Raw genomic sequence first — 17,596 nt, 5'->3', positions numbered from 1 at the left:
CGGGGTCACGCGAACCGGCCGAACCAGGCGCGGGCCGCGGGCAGGTGCAGCAGGACCGCGCCCGCGACGAAGGCGACGAACCAGACGCCGCCGACCCCGAGGAACGTCACCTGCACCAGGCCGGCCACGGCGAGCACGGCACCGAGGATCGTCAGGCCCCGCCGCGCCGAGCGCGACCCGCGCCCGAGCCGGCGTGCCGCCACGATGGTGCCGACCCCGGCGGCCGCGAGCACGATCATCGCGGCGACCACGGCGACAGGGCCGGTGCCCGGGTCCGCGCTGCCGAACACGAGGCCGACCGCGAAGAGCAGCGCGGTGCCGATCATGAGGACGCCGAGGACGGTCCAGACCACGACCGCGGCCGTGACGATCCCGGGCCGTCCCGGCTCGTCGTCGGGCGGCGTGACCGCCGGATGCTCGGCGGGCCCACCCACCGGGGGCCGGCTCCGGCCCGCGGCGCGTTCGGCGTGGTCGGCCACCTCAGCGGTCCAGCCAGGCGGCGGCCTCGGTGGCCCAGTAGGTGAGGACGACGTCGGCGCCGGCGCGGCGGATACCGGTGAGGGACTCGAGGATCGTGCGCTCGCGGTCGAGCCAGCCGCGCTCCACGGCGGCCGAGATCATCGCGTACTCCCCGGACACCTGGTACGCGGCGACCGGGACGTCGGACGAGTCGGCGACCCGCCGCAGGACGTCGAGGTAGCCCATCGCCGGCTTGACCATGACCATGTCGGCGCCCTCGTCGAGGTCGAGCGCCGTCTCGCGCGCCGCCTCGCGGGCGTTGGCCGGGTCCTGCTGGTAGGTGCGCCGGTCGCCCTGGAGCTGGGAGTCGACGGCTTCGCGGAACGGGCCGTAGAACGCCGACGCGTACTTCGCGGAGTAGGCGAGGATCGCGGTGTCGCGGAACCCCGCGTCGTCCAGCGCGGCCCGGATGACGCCGACCTGGCCGTCCATCATCCCGCTGGGCGCCACGACGTGGGCGCCGGCACGGGCCTGGGCCACGGCCATCTCGCCGTAGATCGGCAGCGTCGCGTCGTTGTCGACCGCGCCGGACGCGTCCAGCACGCCGCAGTGCCCGTGGTCGGTGAACTCGTCGAGGCACGTGTCGGCCATGACCGGCAGCGCGTCGCCGACCTCGGCCCGCACGTCGCCGAGCGCCACGTTGAGGATGCCCTCGGGGTCGGTCGCCCCGGAGCCCACGGCGTCGTGGCGGGCCGGGACACCGAACAGCATGATCCCGCCGACACCGGCGGCCGCCGCCTCCGCGGCCGCCTTGCGCACGGAGTCGCGGGTGTGCTGGACGACGCCGGGCATCGACGAGATCGGGCGCGGCGCGTCCAGCCCCTCGGCGACGAACACGGGCAGCACCAGGTGCCGCGGGCGCACGTCGGTCTCGGCGACCAGGCGCCGCATCCCGGGGTTCGCCCGCAGCCGGCGGGGACGGTCAGTAGGGAACATCGACCTTCGTCCTTCGAGCGCGCTGAGCCCCCAAGTTAGCGCTTGCGGGCCTTCGTCTTGCGCGGCGGGGGCAGGGCGCCCTCGGCGCGCAGCTTCGCCGCGTGCGCGGCCAGGGCCTCGACGAGCGCGGGCACGTCGGCCGTGTCGGGCTTCACGTCGACGCGCAGCCCGAACTCGACGGCGGTCTCGGCGGTCTTCGGGCCGATGCACGCGACGATCGTGCGCGCGTGCGGCTTCCCGGCGATCCCGACGAGGTTGCGCACCGTCGACGACGACGTGAAGCAGACCGCGTCGAACCCGCCGGTCTTGATCGCCTCCCGCACCGGGGCGGGCGGCGGCGCCGCGCGCACGGTGCGGTACGCCGTGATGTCGTCGATCTCCCAGCCGCGCTGCTGGAGGCCCTCGGCGAGGGTCTCGGTGGCGATGTCGGCGCGCGGCAGGAGCACCCGGTCGACCGGGTCGAGCACGTCGTCGTGCGGCGGGAACACGTCGAGCAGGCCCTCGGAGGACTGCTCGGTCTCCTCGGACGGGACGAGCTCGGGGTGGATGCCGAAGGCCCGGACGACGTCGGCCGTCGCCTCGCCGACGCAGGCGATCTTGACGCCCGAGAAGGCGCGGGCGTCGAGCCCGAACTCGCCGAACTTCTCCCACACGGCGCGCACCGCGTTGGCCGACGTGAACACCACCCACTGGTAGCGCCCGTCGACCAGGCCCTTCACCGCGCGCTCCATCTGGGCGGGGCTGCGCGGGGGCTCCACCGCGATGGTCGGGACCTCCTCGGGCACCGCGCCGTGCACCCGCAGGCGGTCGCTCATCGCGCCCGCCTGGTCCTTGGTGCGCGGCACGAGCACGCGCCAGCCGTAGAGGGCGCGCGACTCCCACCAGGAGAGCGTGGCGCGGTCGGTGACGGCGTCGCCGAGGGTCACGACGAGCGGGCCGTCGAGCTCGGCGCCCTCGGCCGCGAGCTTGTCGAGGCTCGCCTCGACGGTGCGCTGCCGCGACCCCGTGCCGCCGGCGGTGATCAGTGCCGGGGTGCCGGGCTTCCAGCCGTTCTCGATGAGCGACGCCGACGCGCCGGCGAGCTCGGCGGCGGTGGCCTGCAGCACGAGCGGGCCCGGCGCGACGGCCAGCGCCGCGTAGTCGACGGCCTCGCCGGCCGTGAGGTCGACCGCGGTGTGGGCCGGGCCGAGCGCGACGCCGGCGTAGGTCGGCACCGCGGTGTCCGCGGACATGCCCGGCACGACGTCGAAGGGGACGCCGGCCGCGGCCACGGCGCGGACCTCGGTGACCACGTCGGGGCGCACCAGCGGGTCGCCGAGGCACAGGCGGACCACCGACGCGCCGCCGCGGGCCTCGCCCACCACGGTCTCGGCCAGCGCGGCCGGGTCGGCCGGCGCCGGGCCCGCGCTCGCCGACGGGTCGTCGGCGGCGAACCCGGGGGCGACGACCGCGTCGGTGACGGGTCCGCCGGCGGCCGGGTCGTCGGCGAGCCCGACGGGGCGCACGACCGTCGACGCCGGCAGCAGGGCGAGGACCTCCGCGGGCGCCCCGCGGTCGGCCACCACGAGCGTGGCCGCGGCGAGGGCGTCGCGGGCCCGGACGGTCAGCAGGCCCGGGTCACCGGGCCCGCTGCCGACGAAGGCGACGCGACCGGCGGTCGTCGAGGGTGCTGTCATGTCGTTCCGTTCCCATCAGTGGTGTCCAGGGGGCGTGCCGGGCGTCAGGCGCCGGGATCGCTCGCGCGTCTCCCGGCGGGCCCGGTCGGGACCGCCCCGTCGGCGAGCATCTCGGCGGCGAGTTCCCGCCCGAGCCGCTCGGCGTCCTCGGTCTCTCCGGCGGCGGACGCGCGCACCAGTGCGCCGTCCTCCGTGGTGGCCACCGCACGCAGCGACAGCCGTTCGACGACGTGGCCGTCGTCGTCGAGGTCCTCCACGACCTCGGCGAGCGCCCCGATCGGGGCGCTGCAGGGTGATCCCAGGGCGGTGAGCACGGCGCGCTCGGCGGTGACGGCCGCCGCGACGCCCTCGTCGTGCAGGGTGCTGCGCAGCAGCTCCGCCAGCGGTGCGTCGTCGGTGCGGCACTCGCAGGCGAGCGCCCCCTGGGCGGGGGCCGGCAGCACCTGCACCGGGTCGAGCACCTCGGTGGCCTCGCCGACCCGCCCGAGGCGGGCGAGCCCGGCCCGGGCCAGCACCACGGCGTCGAGCTCGCCGCGGGTGACCTTGGCGATGCGGGTGTCGACGTTGCCGCGGATCGGCACGAGCTGCAGACCGAGCCCGAGCGCGTCGATCTGGGCGACCCGCCGCGGCGAGCCGGTGCCGACCACCGCGCCCGGCGGGAGCTCGCCGAGCACCATGGCGTCGCGGGCGACGAGCGCGTCGCGCGGGTCCTCGCGCGCCGGCACGGCGGCCAGGGTCAGACCCGGCACCCCGGCCGTCGGGAGATCCTTGTACGAGTGCACCGCGACGTCGATCTCGTCGGCGAGCAGCGCCTCGCGCAGCGCGGTGACGAACACCCCGACGCCGCTGCCGGCGATCGGCGTGCCGGCCGCCTGGCTGCGGTCGCCGTCGGTGGACACGGTCACGATCTCGACCGTCGCGCCGGCGGCGGTGAGCGCGGAGGCGATGATGTCGGTCTGCGTGCGGGCCAGCAGGCTCGCGCGGGTGCCGAGACGGATGGTGCGGGCGCCCGCGCCGGTGAAGGACGCGTCGAGGGTGCCGGTCGTACCGGTGTCGGTGGCGGTCATCGGCGCCCCCCGCCGCTGCGGTCGGCCTCGCGGGACTCGACGGCGCCGGCTCCGCTGCGCTGCGCGTCGCGCGGGTCCACGGCCAGCGCCTGGTCGACCCGCTCGCCCGGCTCGACACGCGCGGTCTCGGTGGCGGCGAGCACGGCCGGCGTCTGCGGGTCGAGCTCGAACAGCTCGCGCAGCGCCTCGGCGTAGGTGTCGCCGCCGGGGGCCTGGGCCAGGCGCTTGACCTGCACGGTCGGCGTGTGCAGCAGCTTGTCGACCACGCGTCGCACGGTCTGGGCGACCTCGTCGCGCGAGCGGTCGTCGAGGTCGGGCAGGCGCCCGGCCAGGCGGAGCAGCTCGCCGTCGACGACCTCGGCGGCGCGGCGGCGCAGCGCGGTGACGGTGGGGGTGACCTCGGCGGTGCGCTGCGCGGCGAAGTAGGCGCGCACCTCCTCGGCGACGACCGTGCGCGCCTGCTCGACCGCGATCCCCGCCGAGGCGGAGCGCAGGCGTTCGCCGAGGGCGGCGAGGTCGACGACGGTCACGCCCTCGAGGTCGGCGACCCGGGGGTCGACGTCGCGGGGCAGGCCGAGGTCGCAGACGACCAGGGGCGCCGCCGCGGGCGCACGGCCCGCGAGCGCCCGGCGCACCGCGTCCTCACCGATCACCGTCCCGATCGCGCCGGTGCAGGCGACGACGACGTCGGCCGCCGCGATCTCGGCCGGCAGCGCGTCGAGGCCGACGGCGCGGGCCGTCGCGCCCTCGCCCCGCAGCGCCACGGCGAGGCGCTCGGCGTTCTCCTCCGAGCGGTTGGCCAGCACCAGGTCGTCGACGCCGGCGCGGCGCAGGTGCGCCGCGGAGAGCGCGCCCATCGAGCCGGCGCCGACCACGAGCGCGCGGCGCCCGGCGAGCGCCCCCGGGCCGCCGAGGGCGTCCTCGGCGTCGGCGAGGACCTCGGAGACGACCGAGGCACCGGCCGCGTCGATCCCGGTCTCGGTGTGGGCGCGCTTGCCCACCCGCAGCGCCTGCTGGGCGAGCTCGTGGAGCACCTTGCCGGCGGAGCCGAGCTCGCGGGCCTCGTTGTAGGACGCCCGCAGCTGACCGAGGATCTGGGCTTCGCCCACGACCATCGAGTCGAGCCCGGCGGCCACGGAGAAGAGGTGCTCCACCGCGGAGCCGGCGTAGTGGACGTAGAGGTGGTCGGTGAGGTCCGAGACCTCGGCGTGGGCGTGGCGGGCGAGCACGGAGGAGACCTCGGTGAGGCCGCCGTGGAAGGTCTCGACGACCGTGTAGATCTCCACCCGGTTGCAGGTGGACACGAGCATCGCCTCGGTGACGTGCTCGCCGGTGAGCAGGTCGTCGAGCACCTTGCGGGTGTCCTCGGCGGAGACGGCGACGCGCTCGAGCACCGGGACCTCGGCGGTCCGGTGCGAGACGCCGACCAGGAGCACGCTCATCGGGTGACCGCCTCTCGCGGGGTCCGGCCCGCCGCGGGGGCGGCGAGCCCGGCGGCCGGCACCGTGCCGTGCCGCTGCGCGACGTGGAACGACAGCACCTGCATCTCCACCGCGAGGTCGACCTTGCGCACCTCGACCCCGGCCGGGACGGCCAGCACGGTCGGCGCGAAGTTGAGGATGCTGCGCACGCCCGCCGCGACGAGCTGGTCGCAGACCGGCTGCGCGGCGGCGGCGGGGGTGGCGACGACGCCGATGGTGACGCCGCGCTCGGCGCACACCCGCCCGATCGCGTCCACGGGCTCGACCTCGACGCCCGCGATCGTCGTGCCGACCAGCGCGGGGTCGACGTCGAACAGCGCGGCGACCGGGAAGCCCCGCTGCGCGAACCCGCCGTACCCGGCGAGCGCGTGCCCGAGGTTGCCGACACCGACGAGCGCGACGGCGTGCGGGCGGGTCAGTCCGAGGGTGGCCTCGACCTCGGCGGTGAGCCGCGACACGTCGTAGCCGACGCCCCGCACCCCGGAGGACCCGATGAGGGAGAGGTCCTTGCGCAGCTTCGCGGAGTTGACCCCCGCCGCGGCGGCGAGCTCCTCGCTCGAGACCGTGCCGCGGCCGTCGGCGAGCAGCGAGGTCAGCACGCGCAGGTAGACCGCCAGCCGGGCCACCGTCGCGCCCGGTACGGGCCGGGCGCCGGTCTCGGCGGTGTCGTCGGTGTCGTCGTCGGGCACGGCCACGTCGGGATCCACGTCCTCCCCGGGCGGTCGGCTCGAGGGCACCGCACGGCGGGTGGGCCGGGTGCCGCGGTCGACCGTCACTTCCGGGCGCCTCCTGTCATGCCTCGCTCGTTGCCCGCGCTCGGCGGTCGCCGACGTCACGCACGTTCCGCGGACGCCACGGGGGGTGTCCGCACCCGCGGCCGTCCTCACGCGGACGTCGTCCTGACTGGCTCGCCTGACAACGCTAGCGCTCGTGAACGCACGCACAAAATCGCCGCGGGCCGTGCGGGCGTGGGCTCGACCACCCGCCGCTCCGCCGCGGACCGCGCCGGGTCGATGCGGGCGTCGTGCCGACCGGCGGTGGGCCTCCAGTCTGCCAGTCGGCGCGCCGCCGCGCCGTCGTCGCGCCGGTCCGGAGCAGGACGAGGCGGTGCGAGGGCGTCCTCGTGCGCCGTCCGGCGACACGCGGGGACGCACCGGGCGCCACGCCGGTGGCGCGCCGCTGCGGCCGGGCGGCCTCAGACGGTGAGCGCGTCGGGGCCCAGGGCGCCGGCGGTGGGATCCGCCGGTGCGGTGGGCGGGCGCCCGAGCAGGAACCCGGCCGTCGCGCCGTGCATCGCGGCGACCGGCCCGATCCCGGCGGCGAGGCTCACGGCCGACGCCCCGGTCAACTGGTCCGTCATCGCGGTGACGGTCGCGGCGACCGTGCCCGTCACGTCCGCGGCGAGCCCGAGGAGGTCGACGGGGGCCAGCGCCGCGGCGAGGCGGGCGCGCAGCGCGGGCTCGACGGTCAGCGGCGTGCCGTCGACGGCCGGACGCCCGGCGGCGACGAGCACCCGGTTCCACGCCTCGGCGTGCGCGACGTGCTGGGCCGCGGCGCCGGAGAGGAAGGCCGAGACCGCTCCCGGCACCGCGCCGTAGCGCCCCTGGCCCGCGCCGCCGGCCGCCTGTCCGAGCAGGTCGCCCGCGAGCCCGGAGACCGCGGCCCCGAGCGCGACCAGGGCCGCCTCGCCGGAGTACGTGGGCGCCGTCGTGGTGGTGGTGGTCGGCGCGGGGCCCGGTGTCGCGCCCGGCGCGGGCGGGCCCGCCGGGGCGGCGTCCGAGCACGCGGCCAGCGCGGAGAGTCCGGCGACCCCCGCGACCCCGCCGAGCCCGAGCAGGAACGCCCGCCGCGGCAGCCCGGGGCTCACAGCGCTCCCTCCGCCGACGGCGACGCCTTCTCCGTCGGGAACAGGACGTCGGGGAACCCGACCGTGCCGGCGCCCGGGGGCAGCGCCCCGAGGTCCGGCGGCACGGCGACCAGGTCTGACCGCCCGGTCGACAGGAGCGCCCCGAGGGTCAGCAGCAGCGCCTTGCGCTGGGCCGCCGCGGCGGCGTGGCCCGCCACCGTGCGCCGCACGTCGGGCGAGGTGAGGTCGACGACGTCGCGGACCAGCGTCTGGGCCAGCACGTCCTCGAGGGTCAGCGCGAGACCGACGACGTCACCCGGCCCCCGCACGGTGGGCAGCGCCTGCGCGACGACCGGCTCGTAGCGGGGGTTCGCGCCGTTCTGCACCCGCCCGCCGGCGGCGCGGGTCGCGTCGGCCAGGTCGGTGCGCGCCCGCGCCAGCGCCTCGAGCGCGGCGGCGATGAGGTCGCGGACGGGGCCGGGGGCGTTGGCGCCGCCGCCGAAGGGCAGCGCCTGCAGCGACCGGTAGGTGGTCGTGGTGAGGACGACCAGCGACGAGGCGGTCTGGAGGATCGGCACGTCGGCCGGCGCGGGCGCGGTCACCGGCCGGCCCCTCCGTCGACGGTCCGGCTCCCCGGTCCGCGGGCCGCGAGCGCGCGGACGAGGTCGTCGGGCTCGAGGCGCCACGAGCCGATCTCGACGCCGTCGACGAGGGTGACGGGGATGCGGTCGCCGTACTCGGCGCGCCACTCCGGGTCGGCGCCCGCGCCGTCGACGTCCACCACGGCGTGCTCCTCGCCGGCGCGGCCGCAGATCTCGCGCACCACGCCCTCCATGCGGTCACAGGTCCGGCAGTCGGCGCGGACGAGCACGACGACGCGGACCGGTTCGGCGTCCCCGGCGTGTTCCGACGCGGCGCCCGGCGACGGCTCGATCGGGTCACCCCGGTCACCCGGGCCGTCTCCCCGACCGCCCGCCGCACCGCCCACCGACGTCGTCGCCCGCTCGTCGGACCGTTCGCCCGCCACCGGCTCGTCGCCTCCCTCCGGCACGGCGCACCTGCGCCGCCCGGCGGCAGTCTCCCACGGTCCGCGGGGCCCCCTGCGGAGCCCCGAGATACCGCCGAACGGCCGCTCGCCGCACCGTCACCGCAGGTCGGAGAGGGTCAGACCCGTGTGAGGCGCGCCGGTGCGAGGGGGGATCTCGCCGCACGTATGCTCCGTCGGCGACGCCCCCTCGTGGGGATCCGGTCGGGAACGTCGATCGAGGGAGAGGGCATGTCCGACGCAGCCGGTCGTCTCGACCGGACGTGTGCGCGGTACGTGGTCCGCACCCTCGACGCGCCTCGTCCCGGCGCCCTCCTGTCCAACGAGCGCGGGCCCGTCGGGCTCCGCCTCCCCGTCGACGGATCGAGCGCGCTCCGGCTCCCGTCACCCCCCGGAGCGCCGTGAGGCGCGCGGCACCCGACCCCGCCGACGAGCCCGGACGCGGCCCGGCCCGGGGTGACGTCCGGCGAGGCCCCGGCGTGACCGGCGGGCGGTCGCGGGGCGCGACGGGGACGGACACGCCCCCGGAGCCCGTCCTGGACGCCCGCGACGGTCGCGGCCGCGGCACCCCGACGGCGGCGCCGCCCACGGCGCCGATCGCGTACCCCGCGCAGCGGCGCCGCGAGGACACCTGGCCGCCGCCCTCGTCGGAGCCGGCCCCGGAGACCCGGCGCCCCCGCCGCCCGACGGGCAGCCGCCCGACGCCGCCGATGGGGACCCCGGTCCCCGACGCGCCCGCGCCCCGGCACGGCACCGGCCCGCTGCCGCCCGTCCCCCCGGACCCGCCCGCGGAGGCGATGCCGGCCGAGGCGCCGCCGCTGGACGCCCCGCCGACGGCGGTCGAGCCCGGGAGCGCACCGACCACGGCGGTCCCGCTGCAGCCCCCTGGCGACCCGACGGCGTCGCACCCCGGTGGCGCGCTGGGCTCGGCGGGCCCGGCCACCGACGGCGCACTCGTCACCGGCGACCCCGGCTCCCCCGAGCCGGAGGACGCCGACGACGAGCTGGCCGACGACCTCCCCGACGACCTGCCGCAGGACGCGGCGACCGCCGAGGGCTGGGCGCTCGTCCGCGCCGCCCAGGACGGCGACACCGAGGCCTTCGGCCGGCTCTTCGACCGCTACCACGACACCGTCTTCCGGTTCGTGCTCTTCCGTCTCGGCGACCGGCCCGCGGCCGAGGACCTCACCCAGGAGACGTTCGTCCGCGCGTACCGCCGCATCACCTCGGTGAGCTACCAGGGCCGCGACATCGGTGCGTGGTTCGTCACCATCGCCCGCAACCTCGTGCTGGACCACGTGAAGTCCAGCCGCTACCGCCTCGAGAGCTCCACCGCCGAGGTCGCCGACGTCGCCCCGTCGAGCTTCCGGCCCGGGCCCGAGTCCGAGGTCATCGCCGGCGCCACCCACGCCGAGCTGCTGCGATGCGTCGCGAAGCTGGGCGACGACCAGCAGGAATGCATCGCGCTGCGCTTCCTGCAGGGCCTCTCGGTCGCCGAGACCGCGGAGATCATGGGGCGCAACGAGGGCGCCGTGAAGGCGCTGCAGCACCGTGCGGTCCGCCGTCTCGCCCAACTGTTGCCCGAGGGCCTGCGGTGAGTGACATCTCTGTAGTTCGAACCGCACACCGCATCGACGTAACCGGTCGCCCGTCCGGTCGTTTTGCCCAGCGACGAGCACGGCGCGCACGGACCGTGACGCGCGGACGATGAGGACGGACGGCATGTCGAGCGGGCACGACGCAGGCGACGAGCGGGACCCCACGGGGCGTCTTCCTCGGGCCGACCGTGCCCGGCGGGACCGCGGCGGCGAGAGCGATGCCGCGCGTCACCTCGACATCGCGTCGGCCCTCCGCGCGGCGGGACGGGACACCCCGGGGCCCGACCCCGAGGCCAGTGCCCGCATGCGCGCCGCCCTCATGGCCGAGATCGGCGGCGACCCGTCGAGCACGGCCGCACCCCGCGGGAGCACGCGGGTGCTGCGGACCCCGGACCCCGGTCCGGCCGGCGGTCGGGGGGCCGGCCGGGCCGGCGCCGGCACGCGCGGCGGCGCCCGGCGGGCGGGCACGCGCCCGGCCGACGGCCGCCCCGCGGCGGACGCCCGCCCGGGCCGCGGCGGACGGCGCTCGACACGCCTGATGTCCTCGCTCGTGACCGGCGCCTGCGCCGTGCTGCTGCTCGGTGCGCTCACCGTCCTGCTCAGCCGCGGTGCCCTGCCCGGCGAGATGCTCTACGGCATCAAGCGGGCGTCCGAGAGCGCCGAGATCGGGCTGACCAGCGGCCAGGAGGCGAAGGGGCTCAAGCACCTCGAGTTCGCCTCCAGCCGGCTCGAGGAGGTCTCCGACCTCATCAGCCGCCAGAGCACCACGGCCGCGGGGCCGGGCCCGGTGGCCGCCGGCCTCGACGCCGACCAGACCGCGCTCGTGCTGGACAACCTGCGCGCCTTCGACGACCAGGCCCGCACGGGCTCCCGGCTGATCCTGCCGCTGGCCGGGCAGCCGACCGGGCCCCCGCCGGGCGAGCTCCAGGAGTGGGCGCGCTCGCAGTCGTCCCGCCTGGACACGCTGAGCCCGTCGCTCGACACCGACGGCCGCGCCGCCGCCGCCAGCTCCCAGCAGATGCTGCAGCGCCTGGGTGACCGGGCGGCCGCGTTCGGGGGCTCCGGGAACTGCGCGACCGCCGCGGCCGACACCGACGACCTCGGGCCGGTGCCCGGTGCGGACTGCGGGTCCCCCTCGTCGTCGGAGTCCTCGGGCTCTGAGGGCGCCGGGACGTCGAGCACGGCCCCGACGAGCACCACGACCACCACGACCACCACCACGACGACCACCCACTCCACGGAGACGTCGTCGGACAGCAGCCGGGACTCGGACTCCTCGGGGTCGTCGTCCTCGCGGTCGGAGCGCACGTCGACGCCGGCGCCGGTCCAGGTGCCGCTGCCCGTGCCGCTGCTGCCGCAGGTCGACGTCCCGCCGCTGCTGCCCGGGCTGCCCGGCCTCAGCCTCGGCTGACGGGAGCCCGGTCTCCCGGCACCCCGGGACCGTGACGTCCGCCCCGCCACGGCCGCGGTCGCGGCGACGCTGACGGTCGGGGGCGGCGTCTAGGGTGGACGAGCACCACCGGAGGGGTCGTTCGTTCCGTCCCGCCCCGACGGCCTGGTCCCGGGACGGACGCGACGGGAGGCCCGGCGGTGGGACGACGGCGCGAGCGCCGGATTCAGGCGGAGCGCGACGCGGCGCGCCGTGCGGGTGAGGCGGCCGCGCAGGCGGCGCTGGAGGATCCCGACGTCGAGGCGCCCACCGCGTCCGAGCTGCTGGAGCCGGTGCCGGCGGGCTCCGGGTCCCCCGGCAGGCCCGACGCCGGCCCGGAGGTCACGGAGACCCATCCCGCCTCGGAGCTCGTCCCGGACGCCGAGTACGAGGGCGAGTTCGCGGGCGGGGCGCCCGCGGCGGCCGCCGCCGCGGCCGAGGCGCCCGACATCCACCGGGTCCCGCCGTCGTCGCGGGTGCCACCGGACCTCACGGCCGCCGCGTTCTTCGACGTCGACAACACCATGATGATGGGCGCGTCGATCTTCCACTTCGCGCGCGGGCTGGCGGCACGGAACTTCTTCTCCGGCTCGGACCTGCGCGGCTTCGTCTGGCAGCAGCTGAAGTTCCGTGTCGGGGGCGAGGGCACGCCCGAGGACGTCCGGGCCCACCGCGAGCAGGCGCTGTCGTTCGTCGCGGGGCGCTCGGTCACCGAGCTGGTCGCGCTCGGCGAGGAGATCTACGACGAGCTGATGGCCGACCGCATCTGGGAGGGCACCCGGGCCCTCGCCCAGATGCACCTCGACGCCGGCCAGCGGGTCTGGCTGGTCACCGCCACGCCGTTGGAGCTGGCCCGCATCATCGCGCGACGTCTCGGCCTCACCGGCGCGCTGGGCACGGTGGCCGAGAGCGAGGGCGGCGTGTTCACCGGCCGGCTCGTCGGCGAGCTGCTGCACGGCCCGGCCAAGGCCCACGCCGTGCGGGCGCTCGCCGCGCGCGAGGGCCTCGACCTGCGCCGGTGCGCGGCGTACTCCGACTCCGTCAACGACGCCCCGATGCTGTCGGTGGTCGGCACGGCGGTGGCGGTGAACCCCGACTCCGACCTGCGCCAGATGGCCCGGGAGCGGGGCTGGGAGATCCGCGACTTCCGGTCGGGCCGCAAGGCCGCGCGCATCGGCGTGCCCTCGGTCCTCGGCGCCGGCGCGGTCGCCGGTGCCGTGGTCGCGGGCGCGGCCTACCGCCGCCGCCTGGCCGGCTGAGCTATCCCAGGAACGCGTTCCGGCGGCCCGCGAGGAGCCGGTAGAGCGTCTGCTGGATGTTCTCCCGCACCTGGTCGGTCAGGTTGAACACCAGCATCGGGTCGTCGGCCGCCCCCGGGTCGTAGACGTCGGTCGGGATCGGCTCGCCGAACTCGATGTACCACTTCGACGGCAGCGGCACGAGGCCCAGCGGGCCGAGCAGCGGCCAGGTCGGGGTGATCGGGAAGTACGGGAAGCCGAGCAGGCGCGCCAGCGGCCCGAGGTCGGCGATCTTCGGGTAGATCTCCTCGGCGCCGACGATCGAGCACGGCACGATCGGCACGCCCGTGCGCAGCGCGGCCGACACGAAGCCGCCGCGCCCGAAGCGCTGCAGCTTGTAGCGGTCGGCGAAGTCCTTGCCGATGCCCTTGAACCCCTCGGGCCACACACCGACGAGCTCGCCGGCCGACAGCAGGGCCTCGGCGTCGGCGTTGCAGGCGAGCGTGTGCCCGGCCTTGCGGGCCACCGCGCCGACGCCGGGCAGCCCGAACACGAGGTCGGCCGCGAGCATCCGCAGGTAGCGGGGCACCGGCAGGTCGTCGTGCGCCGCCACCGTGGTCATGAGGGCGTCGAGCGGCAGGGTGCCGGAGTGGTTCGCGACGAGCAGCGCCCCGCCGGAGAGCGGCACGTTCTCGGTGCCGATGGTCTCGACGCGGAACCAGTGCTCGTAGAGCGGGCGGAGCACGGGCATGACCACGTTCTCGGTGAGATCGCGGTCGAAGCCGAAGTCGTCGACGGCGTAGCGCCCGGTGAGCCGGCGCTGCAGGAACTCGCCGACCTCCGCGACCCGCGCCTCGAGCTCGGTCGGGCCCGGCGGGGTCGGGAGCGCGGCCACCTCGCCGCCGGTCGGTCCCACGCCCGACTCCCCCGCCTCCCCGGTGTCGTGGTCGGTGCTGCCGTCGGCCGTGATCCCGCGCGCCGCCGCGGTGCGCTCCGTCAGCGAGCCCACGCCGGGCCGGCTCGCCCGCCGCGGCGCCGGCCGCGGCCGGGGCCGGCGTCCGCCCTCGGTGCCCTCCGCGTGCAGCGGGATGACACGGGCCTCGGGCATGACGTCTCCTCTCGAGGACGCTGGGGCGGGACGGCGGCGGTGCCGGGGTGGTGCTGGGGTCCTGCGGTGCGGTACTGCCGTCAGGCGCCGGAGGGCAGGGCGCGGGCGACGGCCGTGGCCGCGCCCTGCACCCGGCCGAGCGTCGCCGGGTCGATGATCGGACGCAGGCTGCGCCCGGCCACGAAGTCGTCGAAGGCCTGGACCGTGGTCCAGCGTGGCGTGAAGCCGAACTCGGTGCGCAGCTTCGTGGTGTCCACCACCCGCCCGAAGTTCAGCAGCCGCAGCTGCTCCGGGGAGAAGTCCACGAGGCGCGCGCGGCGCGTGAAGCGGCCGACCAGGGGCACGGCGGGCTGCGGGACCGGCAGCGAGAGGCGCCCGGCCCGCCGGATCGCCTGGGACAGCATGAGGACGCCGTCGGCGCCGACGTTGAACACGCCCGGCAGGTCCTCCGCCGCCGCCCGCTCGAGCACCGCGACGGCGTCCTCCTCGTGCAGCAGCTGCACCCGCGCGTCGTACCCCATGACCACGGGCACGAGCGGCAGGGAGAAGTAGCGCACGAACGACGTGTCGATCCGCGGGCCGATGAGGTTGACGAACCGCAGCGTCGTCACCGGGATGTCCGGGCGGCGTCGCGAGAAGCTGCGGACGTAGCCCTCGATCTCGACCGCGTCCTTCGCGTAGCCGCCCGGCGGGATCGCCTTCGGCTCGGTGGTCTCGGTGAACGTCGCGGGGTCCCGCGGGCTCGCCCCGTAGACCGCCGAGGTCGACTTGACCACCAACCGGCGCACCGTGTCGGAACGCTGGCAGGCCGCGAGCAGCTGCATCGTCCCGATGACGTTCATCTCCATCATCATCGAGCGGCCGCCGGACGCGCCGGGGTTGCCCGAGAGCGAGGCGTGGACGACGGTGTCGACCTTCGCCGTGGAGATGACCTTGCCGATGAGCGGGTTGCGGATGTCGACGCGCACGAACTCGGCGCGACCCATGCGCCGCCGCATCTCCCGCGACGGCGGCGTGGTGTCGACGCCGAGGACCCGCTCGATCGACGGGTCGGAGGCGAGGCGCGCCGCCAGGTGGCCGCCGAGGAAGCGGCTCACCCCCGTGACGAGGACGACGGACGGCGCCTCGGACATCCCCTGGCTTCTCCTGCGGTCGGTCTGCGCGGGCCTGCGGGCTCTGCCGGTGTCCCGACGCCCTTACTTGCCCAGTTTGCGACGCTGCACGCGGGTCTTGCGCAGCAGCTTACGGTGCTTCTTCTTCGACATCCGCTTGCGACGCTTCTTGATGACCGAACCCATAGGGAACCTCTCGTGCTGCGCTGGATGAGCTGGGGGTGGTGGCGGCCCTCCGGCCGCAGACACACCACCGTACCGGTCGCCCCGTGGGCGACCGGTGACGGAGGGGCCGATCTCCACGCGCGCCCGGCGGGCGCGCGTGGAGATCAGCCGGCGTCGAAGTAGGAGCCGCGCAGGTACTCGTGCACCGCGTCCTCGGGGACACGGAAGCTGCGGCCCACCCGGACCGCCGGCAGCTCTCCGTTGTGGACGAGTCGGTAGACGGTCATCTTCGACACGCGCATCGCGGCGGCCACCTCGGCGACCGTCAGGAACTGCACGCGAGCGAGGTTGTCCCCGTCCTTCCGCGTCCCGGAGCCCGTCGTGTTGTTGGGCATGGGTCTCACGCCTTCCGAGCACAGGCCGTGCCGCCGGGCTTCCCCTCCCGGCGGGCCGACACGCCGTGCTGTGCGGGTGAGGGTAGCGGGACGCGTGTGACGTCTGGTTCGACTCCACCCGCTCGTGCGGCAGCCGCGCGACCCGGCGCGTCAAGCGTCCACGCCGAGGCGCCCGAACACGGTCCTGTCACGACGAGCGGACGTCGAGGTCCGACCGGCGCGCGCGTGGTCCGGGGACGGAGCGAGGGCGTCCTCCGCTGCGCGGGAGGCAGCGAGGGCGTCCCTCGCTCCGCTCGGCGGGGTCAGGCGTCGCCGCGGCCCAGGGCGACCGAGCGGTCACGGGCCGCGGTGACGGCGCGCCCGAGCGCGGCGCGCAGCCCGTCCGCCTCGAGCACCCCCAGCGCGGCGGCGGTGGTCCCGCCGGGCGAGGTGACGGCCTCGCGCAGCAGGCCCGCGTGCGGCGGCTCGCCCTCGCGCCCGTCGCTGCCCGGCGTCGTCAGCAGCCCGCCCGCGCCGTCGACCGTGGTGGTGACGAGCTCGGTCGCCACGGGCCGCGGCAGCCCGAGGGCCACGCCGGCGTCGATCATGGCCTCGGCGAGCAGGAAGACGTAGGCGGGGCCGGAGCCCGACAGCGCGGTCGCGACGTCCTGTTGCGCCTCGGGCACCCGGACCGTGCGACCGACGGCGGCGAGCAGCGTCTCGGTGGCGGCCAGCTCGGCCTCGCCGGCCGCGGAGCCGGCCGAGAGCACGCACATCGCGCGGCCCACGAGCATCGGCGTGTTGGGCATGACGCGCACGACCGCGGTGCCGGCGGGCAGGTGGGCCTCGATCGTGGCGGTCGGGATGCCCGCGGCGAGGGAGACCACGGTCGGCCGGTCCTCGCGGCCCGCGACCGCCTCGTGCACCTGGTCCAGCGCGGTCGGCACCTGGGCGGGCTTCACCGCGACCACGAGGACGTCGGCGCGCCGGGCCGCCTCCGGGGCGTCGACCACGCCGACGCCGTGGCGGTCGCCGACCTCGGCCGCCCGGGCCGCGGCCGGCTCGACCACCAGCAGGCTCCCCGGCGCGTGCCCGGCGGCCACCAGACCGCCCAGCAGCGCCTCGCCGATCTTCCCGCCGCCCAGGACCGCCACCGTCTGACCCATGGCGCCGATCCTGCCCCAGGTCTCAGACGGGCGACCGCGGCAGGTCCGTGCCCAGGTGCAGCCGCGCGAACAGCAGCGCCTCGGCGAGCATGTCGAGGCGCTCGTTCCGGGAGCGCGCACGCCGGGTGCTGATCTCCACGACGACCGTGCCGTCGAACCCGGACGTCCCGAGCCGCCGGCACACCTCCGCCGTGGGCTGGGTGCCGCGGCCAGGCACGAGGTGCTCGTCGCGCTCGAGGCCGGTGCCGTCGGCGAGGTGCAGGTGCACCAGCCGGTCGCCCATGCGGTCGAGCAGCGCGAGGGCGTCGTCGCCGGCGGTCGCGGTGTGGGAGAGGTCGAGCGTGTACCAGCGCGCGCCGGGCCGGGTGGGGTCGTGGCCCGGGGTGTAGCTCGACCACCGCAGCCGCCCGCGGCGCAGTGGGAACATGTTCTCCATCGCGATCCGCACCCCGTGCGCGCGCTCGAGCTCGTCGGCCTGGCGTGCGAGCCCCTGGGCGTAGCGGCGCTGCCAGCGGAACGGGGGGTGCAGCACGACGCTCGGAGCGCCGAGGCTCGCCGCGAGCACCGCGCTGCGGCGCAGGCGCTCGGCCGGGTCGGGTGTCCAGACCCGCTGGGTGATGGCGAGGCAGGGGGCGTGCACCGCCAGCACCGGCATCCCGGTGCGCTCCGAGGCGCGCGCCACGGAGGCGAGGCGCTGGCTGTCGGGGTCGGTCCAGACCATGAGTTCGACACCGTCGTAGCCGAGCTCCGCGGCCACCTCGAACGCCGAGTCCATCGGCTCCGGGAAGACCGACGCCGTGGACATGGCGACGGGCGGGCCCCCGCGCGGGGAGGGG

At 76.8% G+C, this 17,596-nt stretch carries 18 protein-coding genes; 3 read left to right on the top strand and 15 right to left on the bottom strand.

The annotated features are described in order from the left end of the window. Positions 1-5: 5 nt before the first annotated feature. The 9 genes from ACR9E3_RS23995 to ACR9E3_RS23955 all read right to left on the bottom strand — a co-directional run bounded on the left by ACR9E3_RS23995 (position 6) and on the right by ACR9E3_RS23955 (position 8,576). Positions 6-479: a hypothetical protein gene (locus ACR9E3_RS23995; RefSeq protein ID WP_460383133.1), complete on the bottom strand. Its 474-nt coding sequence runs from the start codon at positions 477-479 to the stop codon at positions 6-8. Between the two features lies 1 nt (position 480). Continuing rightward, on the bottom strand, positions 481-1,455 hold the full coding sequence (gene hemB / locus ACR9E3_RS23990) for a porphobilinogen synthase (RefSeq protein ID WP_460383132.1): 975 nt from the start codon (positions 1,453-1,455) through the stop codon (positions 481-483). A gap of 35 nt (positions 1,456-1,490) precedes the next feature. Continuing rightward, positions 1,491-3,131 (bottom strand): bifunctional uroporphyrinogen-III C-methyltransferase/uroporphyrinogen-III synthase, encoded by a 1,641-nt coding sequence (locus tag ACR9E3_RS23985; protein ID WP_460383131.1) that lies wholly within the window; start codon positions 3,129-3,131, stop codon positions 1,491-1,493. A 44-nt stretch (positions 3,132-3,175) separates the two neighbouring features. Further along, positions 3,176-4,198 (bottom strand): hydroxymethylbilane synthase, encoded by a 1,023-nt coding sequence (gene hemC / locus ACR9E3_RS23980; protein WP_460383130.1) that lies wholly within the window; start codon positions 4,196-4,198, stop codon positions 3,176-3,178. Further along, positions 4,195-5,640: a glutamyl-tRNA reductase gene (locus ACR9E3_RS23975; RefSeq protein ID WP_460383129.1), complete on the bottom strand. Its 1,446-nt coding sequence runs from the start codon at positions 5,638-5,640 to the stop codon at positions 4,195-4,197. Before ACR9E3_RS23975 ends, hemC begins: the two co-directional genes overlap by 4 nt. Further along, positions 5,637-6,386, bottom strand: coding sequence for a redox-sensing transcriptional repressor Rex (locus ACR9E3_RS23970; protein ID WP_460383128.1), 750 nt, complete (start codon positions 6,384-6,386; stop codon positions 5,637-5,639). The genes ACR9E3_RS23975 and ACR9E3_RS23970 overlap by 4 nt, the downstream gene beginning before the upstream one ends. A gap of 488 nt (positions 6,387-6,874) precedes the next feature. Next, on the bottom strand, positions 6,875-7,546 hold the full coding sequence (locus ACR9E3_RS23965) for a hypothetical protein (protein ID WP_460383127.1): 672 nt from the start codon (positions 7,544-7,546) through the stop codon (positions 6,875-6,877). Further along, entirely contained in the window at positions 7,543-8,127 is a 585-nt protein-coding gene (locus tag ACR9E3_RS23960) for a hypothetical protein (RefSeq protein WP_460383126.1), read from the bottom strand. Before ACR9E3_RS23960 ends, ACR9E3_RS23965 begins: the two co-directional genes overlap by 4 nt. Beyond that, positions 8,124-8,576, bottom strand: a complete 453-nt coding sequence (locus ACR9E3_RS23955) for a glutaredoxin family protein (RefSeq protein ID WP_460383124.1) — start codon at positions 8,574-8,576, stop codon at positions 8,124-8,126. Before ACR9E3_RS23955 ends, ACR9E3_RS23960 begins: the two co-directional genes overlap by 4 nt. A gap of 998 nt (positions 8,577-9,574) precedes the next feature. Between ACR9E3_RS23955 and ACR9E3_RS23950 the strand changes: the two genes are divergently transcribed. The 3 genes from ACR9E3_RS23950 (at position 9,575) to ACR9E3_RS23940 (ending at position 12,856) form a co-directional block, all read left to right on the top strand. Then, positions 9,575-10,168 (top strand): sigma-70 family RNA polymerase sigma factor, encoded by a 594-nt coding sequence (locus ACR9E3_RS23950; RefSeq protein ID WP_460383227.1) that lies wholly within the window; start codon positions 9,575-9,577, stop codon positions 10,166-10,168. A 124-nt stretch (positions 10,169-10,292) separates the two neighbouring features. Next, positions 10,293-11,579, top strand: a complete 1,287-nt coding sequence (locus ACR9E3_RS23945) for a DUF5667 domain-containing protein (protein WP_460383123.1) — start codon at positions 10,293-10,295, stop codon at positions 11,577-11,579. A gap of 179 nt (positions 11,580-11,758) precedes the next feature. Then, a complete protein-coding gene (locus tag ACR9E3_RS23940; RefSeq protein ID WP_460383121.1) occupies positions 11,759-12,856 on the top strand; it encodes an HAD family hydrolase in 1,098 nt (365 codons plus the stop codon). A gap of 1 nt (position 12,857) precedes the next feature. On the opposite strand, the gene ACR9E3_RS23935 is transcribed toward ACR9E3_RS23940, so the two are convergent. The 6 genes from ACR9E3_RS23935 to ACR9E3_RS23910 form a co-directional block, all read right to left on the bottom strand. Then, a complete protein-coding gene (locus ACR9E3_RS23935) occupies positions 12,858-13,943 on the bottom strand; it encodes a lysophospholipid acyltransferase family protein (protein WP_460383120.1) in 1,086 nt (361 codons plus the stop codon). A gap of 80 nt (positions 13,944-14,023) precedes the next feature. Further along, positions 14,024-15,076, bottom strand: a complete 1,053-nt coding sequence (locus ACR9E3_RS23930; protein WP_460383119.1) for an NAD-dependent epimerase/dehydratase family protein — start codon at positions 15,074-15,076, stop codon at positions 14,024-14,026. Between the two features lie 63 nt (positions 15,077-15,139). Beyond that, on the bottom strand, positions 15,140-15,241 hold the full coding sequence (locus tag ACR9E3_RS23925; protein WP_010241351.1) for a 30S ribosomal protein bS22: 102 nt from the start codon (positions 15,239-15,241) through the stop codon (positions 15,140-15,142). Between the two features lie 143 nt (positions 15,242-15,384). Further along, positions 15,385-15,615, bottom strand: a complete 231-nt coding sequence (locus ACR9E3_RS23920) for a helix-turn-helix domain-containing protein (RefSeq protein ID WP_285648880.1) — start codon at positions 15,613-15,615, stop codon at positions 15,385-15,387. A gap of 302 nt (positions 15,616-15,917) precedes the next feature. Beyond that, positions 15,918-16,760 carry a pyrroline-5-carboxylate reductase gene (proC, locus tag ACR9E3_RS23915; protein WP_460383117.1) on the bottom strand — a complete coding sequence of 281 codons (843 nt, stop codon included), beginning with the start codon at positions 16,758-16,760 and terminating at the stop codon, positions 15,918-15,920. 22 nt (positions 16,761-16,782) lie between these two features. Continuing rightward, the gene (locus tag ACR9E3_RS23910) at positions 16,783-17,565 is read right to left on the bottom strand and encodes a sugar phosphate isomerase/epimerase family protein (RefSeq protein WP_460383116.1); all 783 of its coding nucleotides are present in this window, start codon (positions 17,563-17,565) and stop codon (positions 16,783-16,785) included. Between the last annotated feature and the right edge of the window lie 31 nt (positions 17,566-17,596).

Source organism: Actinomycetospora sp. C-140, assembly GCF_054796175.1.
This window is presented reverse-complemented; position numbering and strand designations above follow the sequence as displayed.

Bases quoted from the DNA above. Each gene is read 5' to 3' on its own strand.
- ACR9E3_RS23930 (WP_460383119.1), bottom strand. From the start codon at position 15,076: ATGTCCGAGGCGCCGTCCGTCGTCCTCGTCACGGGGGTGAGCCGCTTC.
- ACR9E3_RS23910 (WP_460383116.1), bottom strand. From the start codon at position 17,565: ATGTCCACGGCGTCGGTCTTCCCGGAGCCGATGGACTCGGCGTTCGAG.
- ACR9E3_RS23935 (WP_460383120.1), bottom strand. From the start codon at position 13,943: ATGCCCGAGGCCCGTGTCATCCCGCTGCACGCGGAGGGCACCGAGGGC.
- ACR9E3_RS23945 (WP_460383123.1), top strand. From the start codon at position 10,293: ATGTCGAGCGGGCACGACGCAGGCGACGAGCGGGACCCCACGGGGCGT.
- hemC (WP_460383130.1), bottom strand. From the start codon at position 4,198: ATGACCGCCACCGACACCGGTACGACCGGCACCCTCGACGCGTCCTTC.
- ACR9E3_RS23925 (WP_010241351.1), bottom strand. From the start codon at position 15,241: ATGGGTTCGGTCATCAAGAAGCGTCGCAAGCGGATGTCGAAGAAGAAG.
- hemB (WP_460383132.1), bottom strand. From the start codon at position 1,455: ATGTTCCCTACTGACCGTCCCCGCCGGCTGCGGGCGAACCCCGGGATG.
- ACR9E3_RS23985 (WP_460383131.1), bottom strand. From the start codon at position 3,131: ATGACAGCACCCTCGACGACCGCCGGTCGCGTCGCCTTCGTCGGCAGC.
- ACR9E3_RS23975 (WP_460383129.1), bottom strand. From the start codon at position 5,640: ATGAGCGTGCTCCTGGTCGGCGTCTCGCACCGGACCGCCGAGGTCCCG.
- proC (WP_460383117.1), bottom strand. From the start codon at position 16,760: ATGGGTCAGACGGTGGCGGTCCTGGGCGGCGGGAAGATCGGCGAGGCG.
- ACR9E3_RS23920 (WP_285648880.1), bottom strand. From the start codon at position 15,615: ATGCCCAACAACACGACGGGCTCCGGGACGCGGAAGGACGGGGACAAC.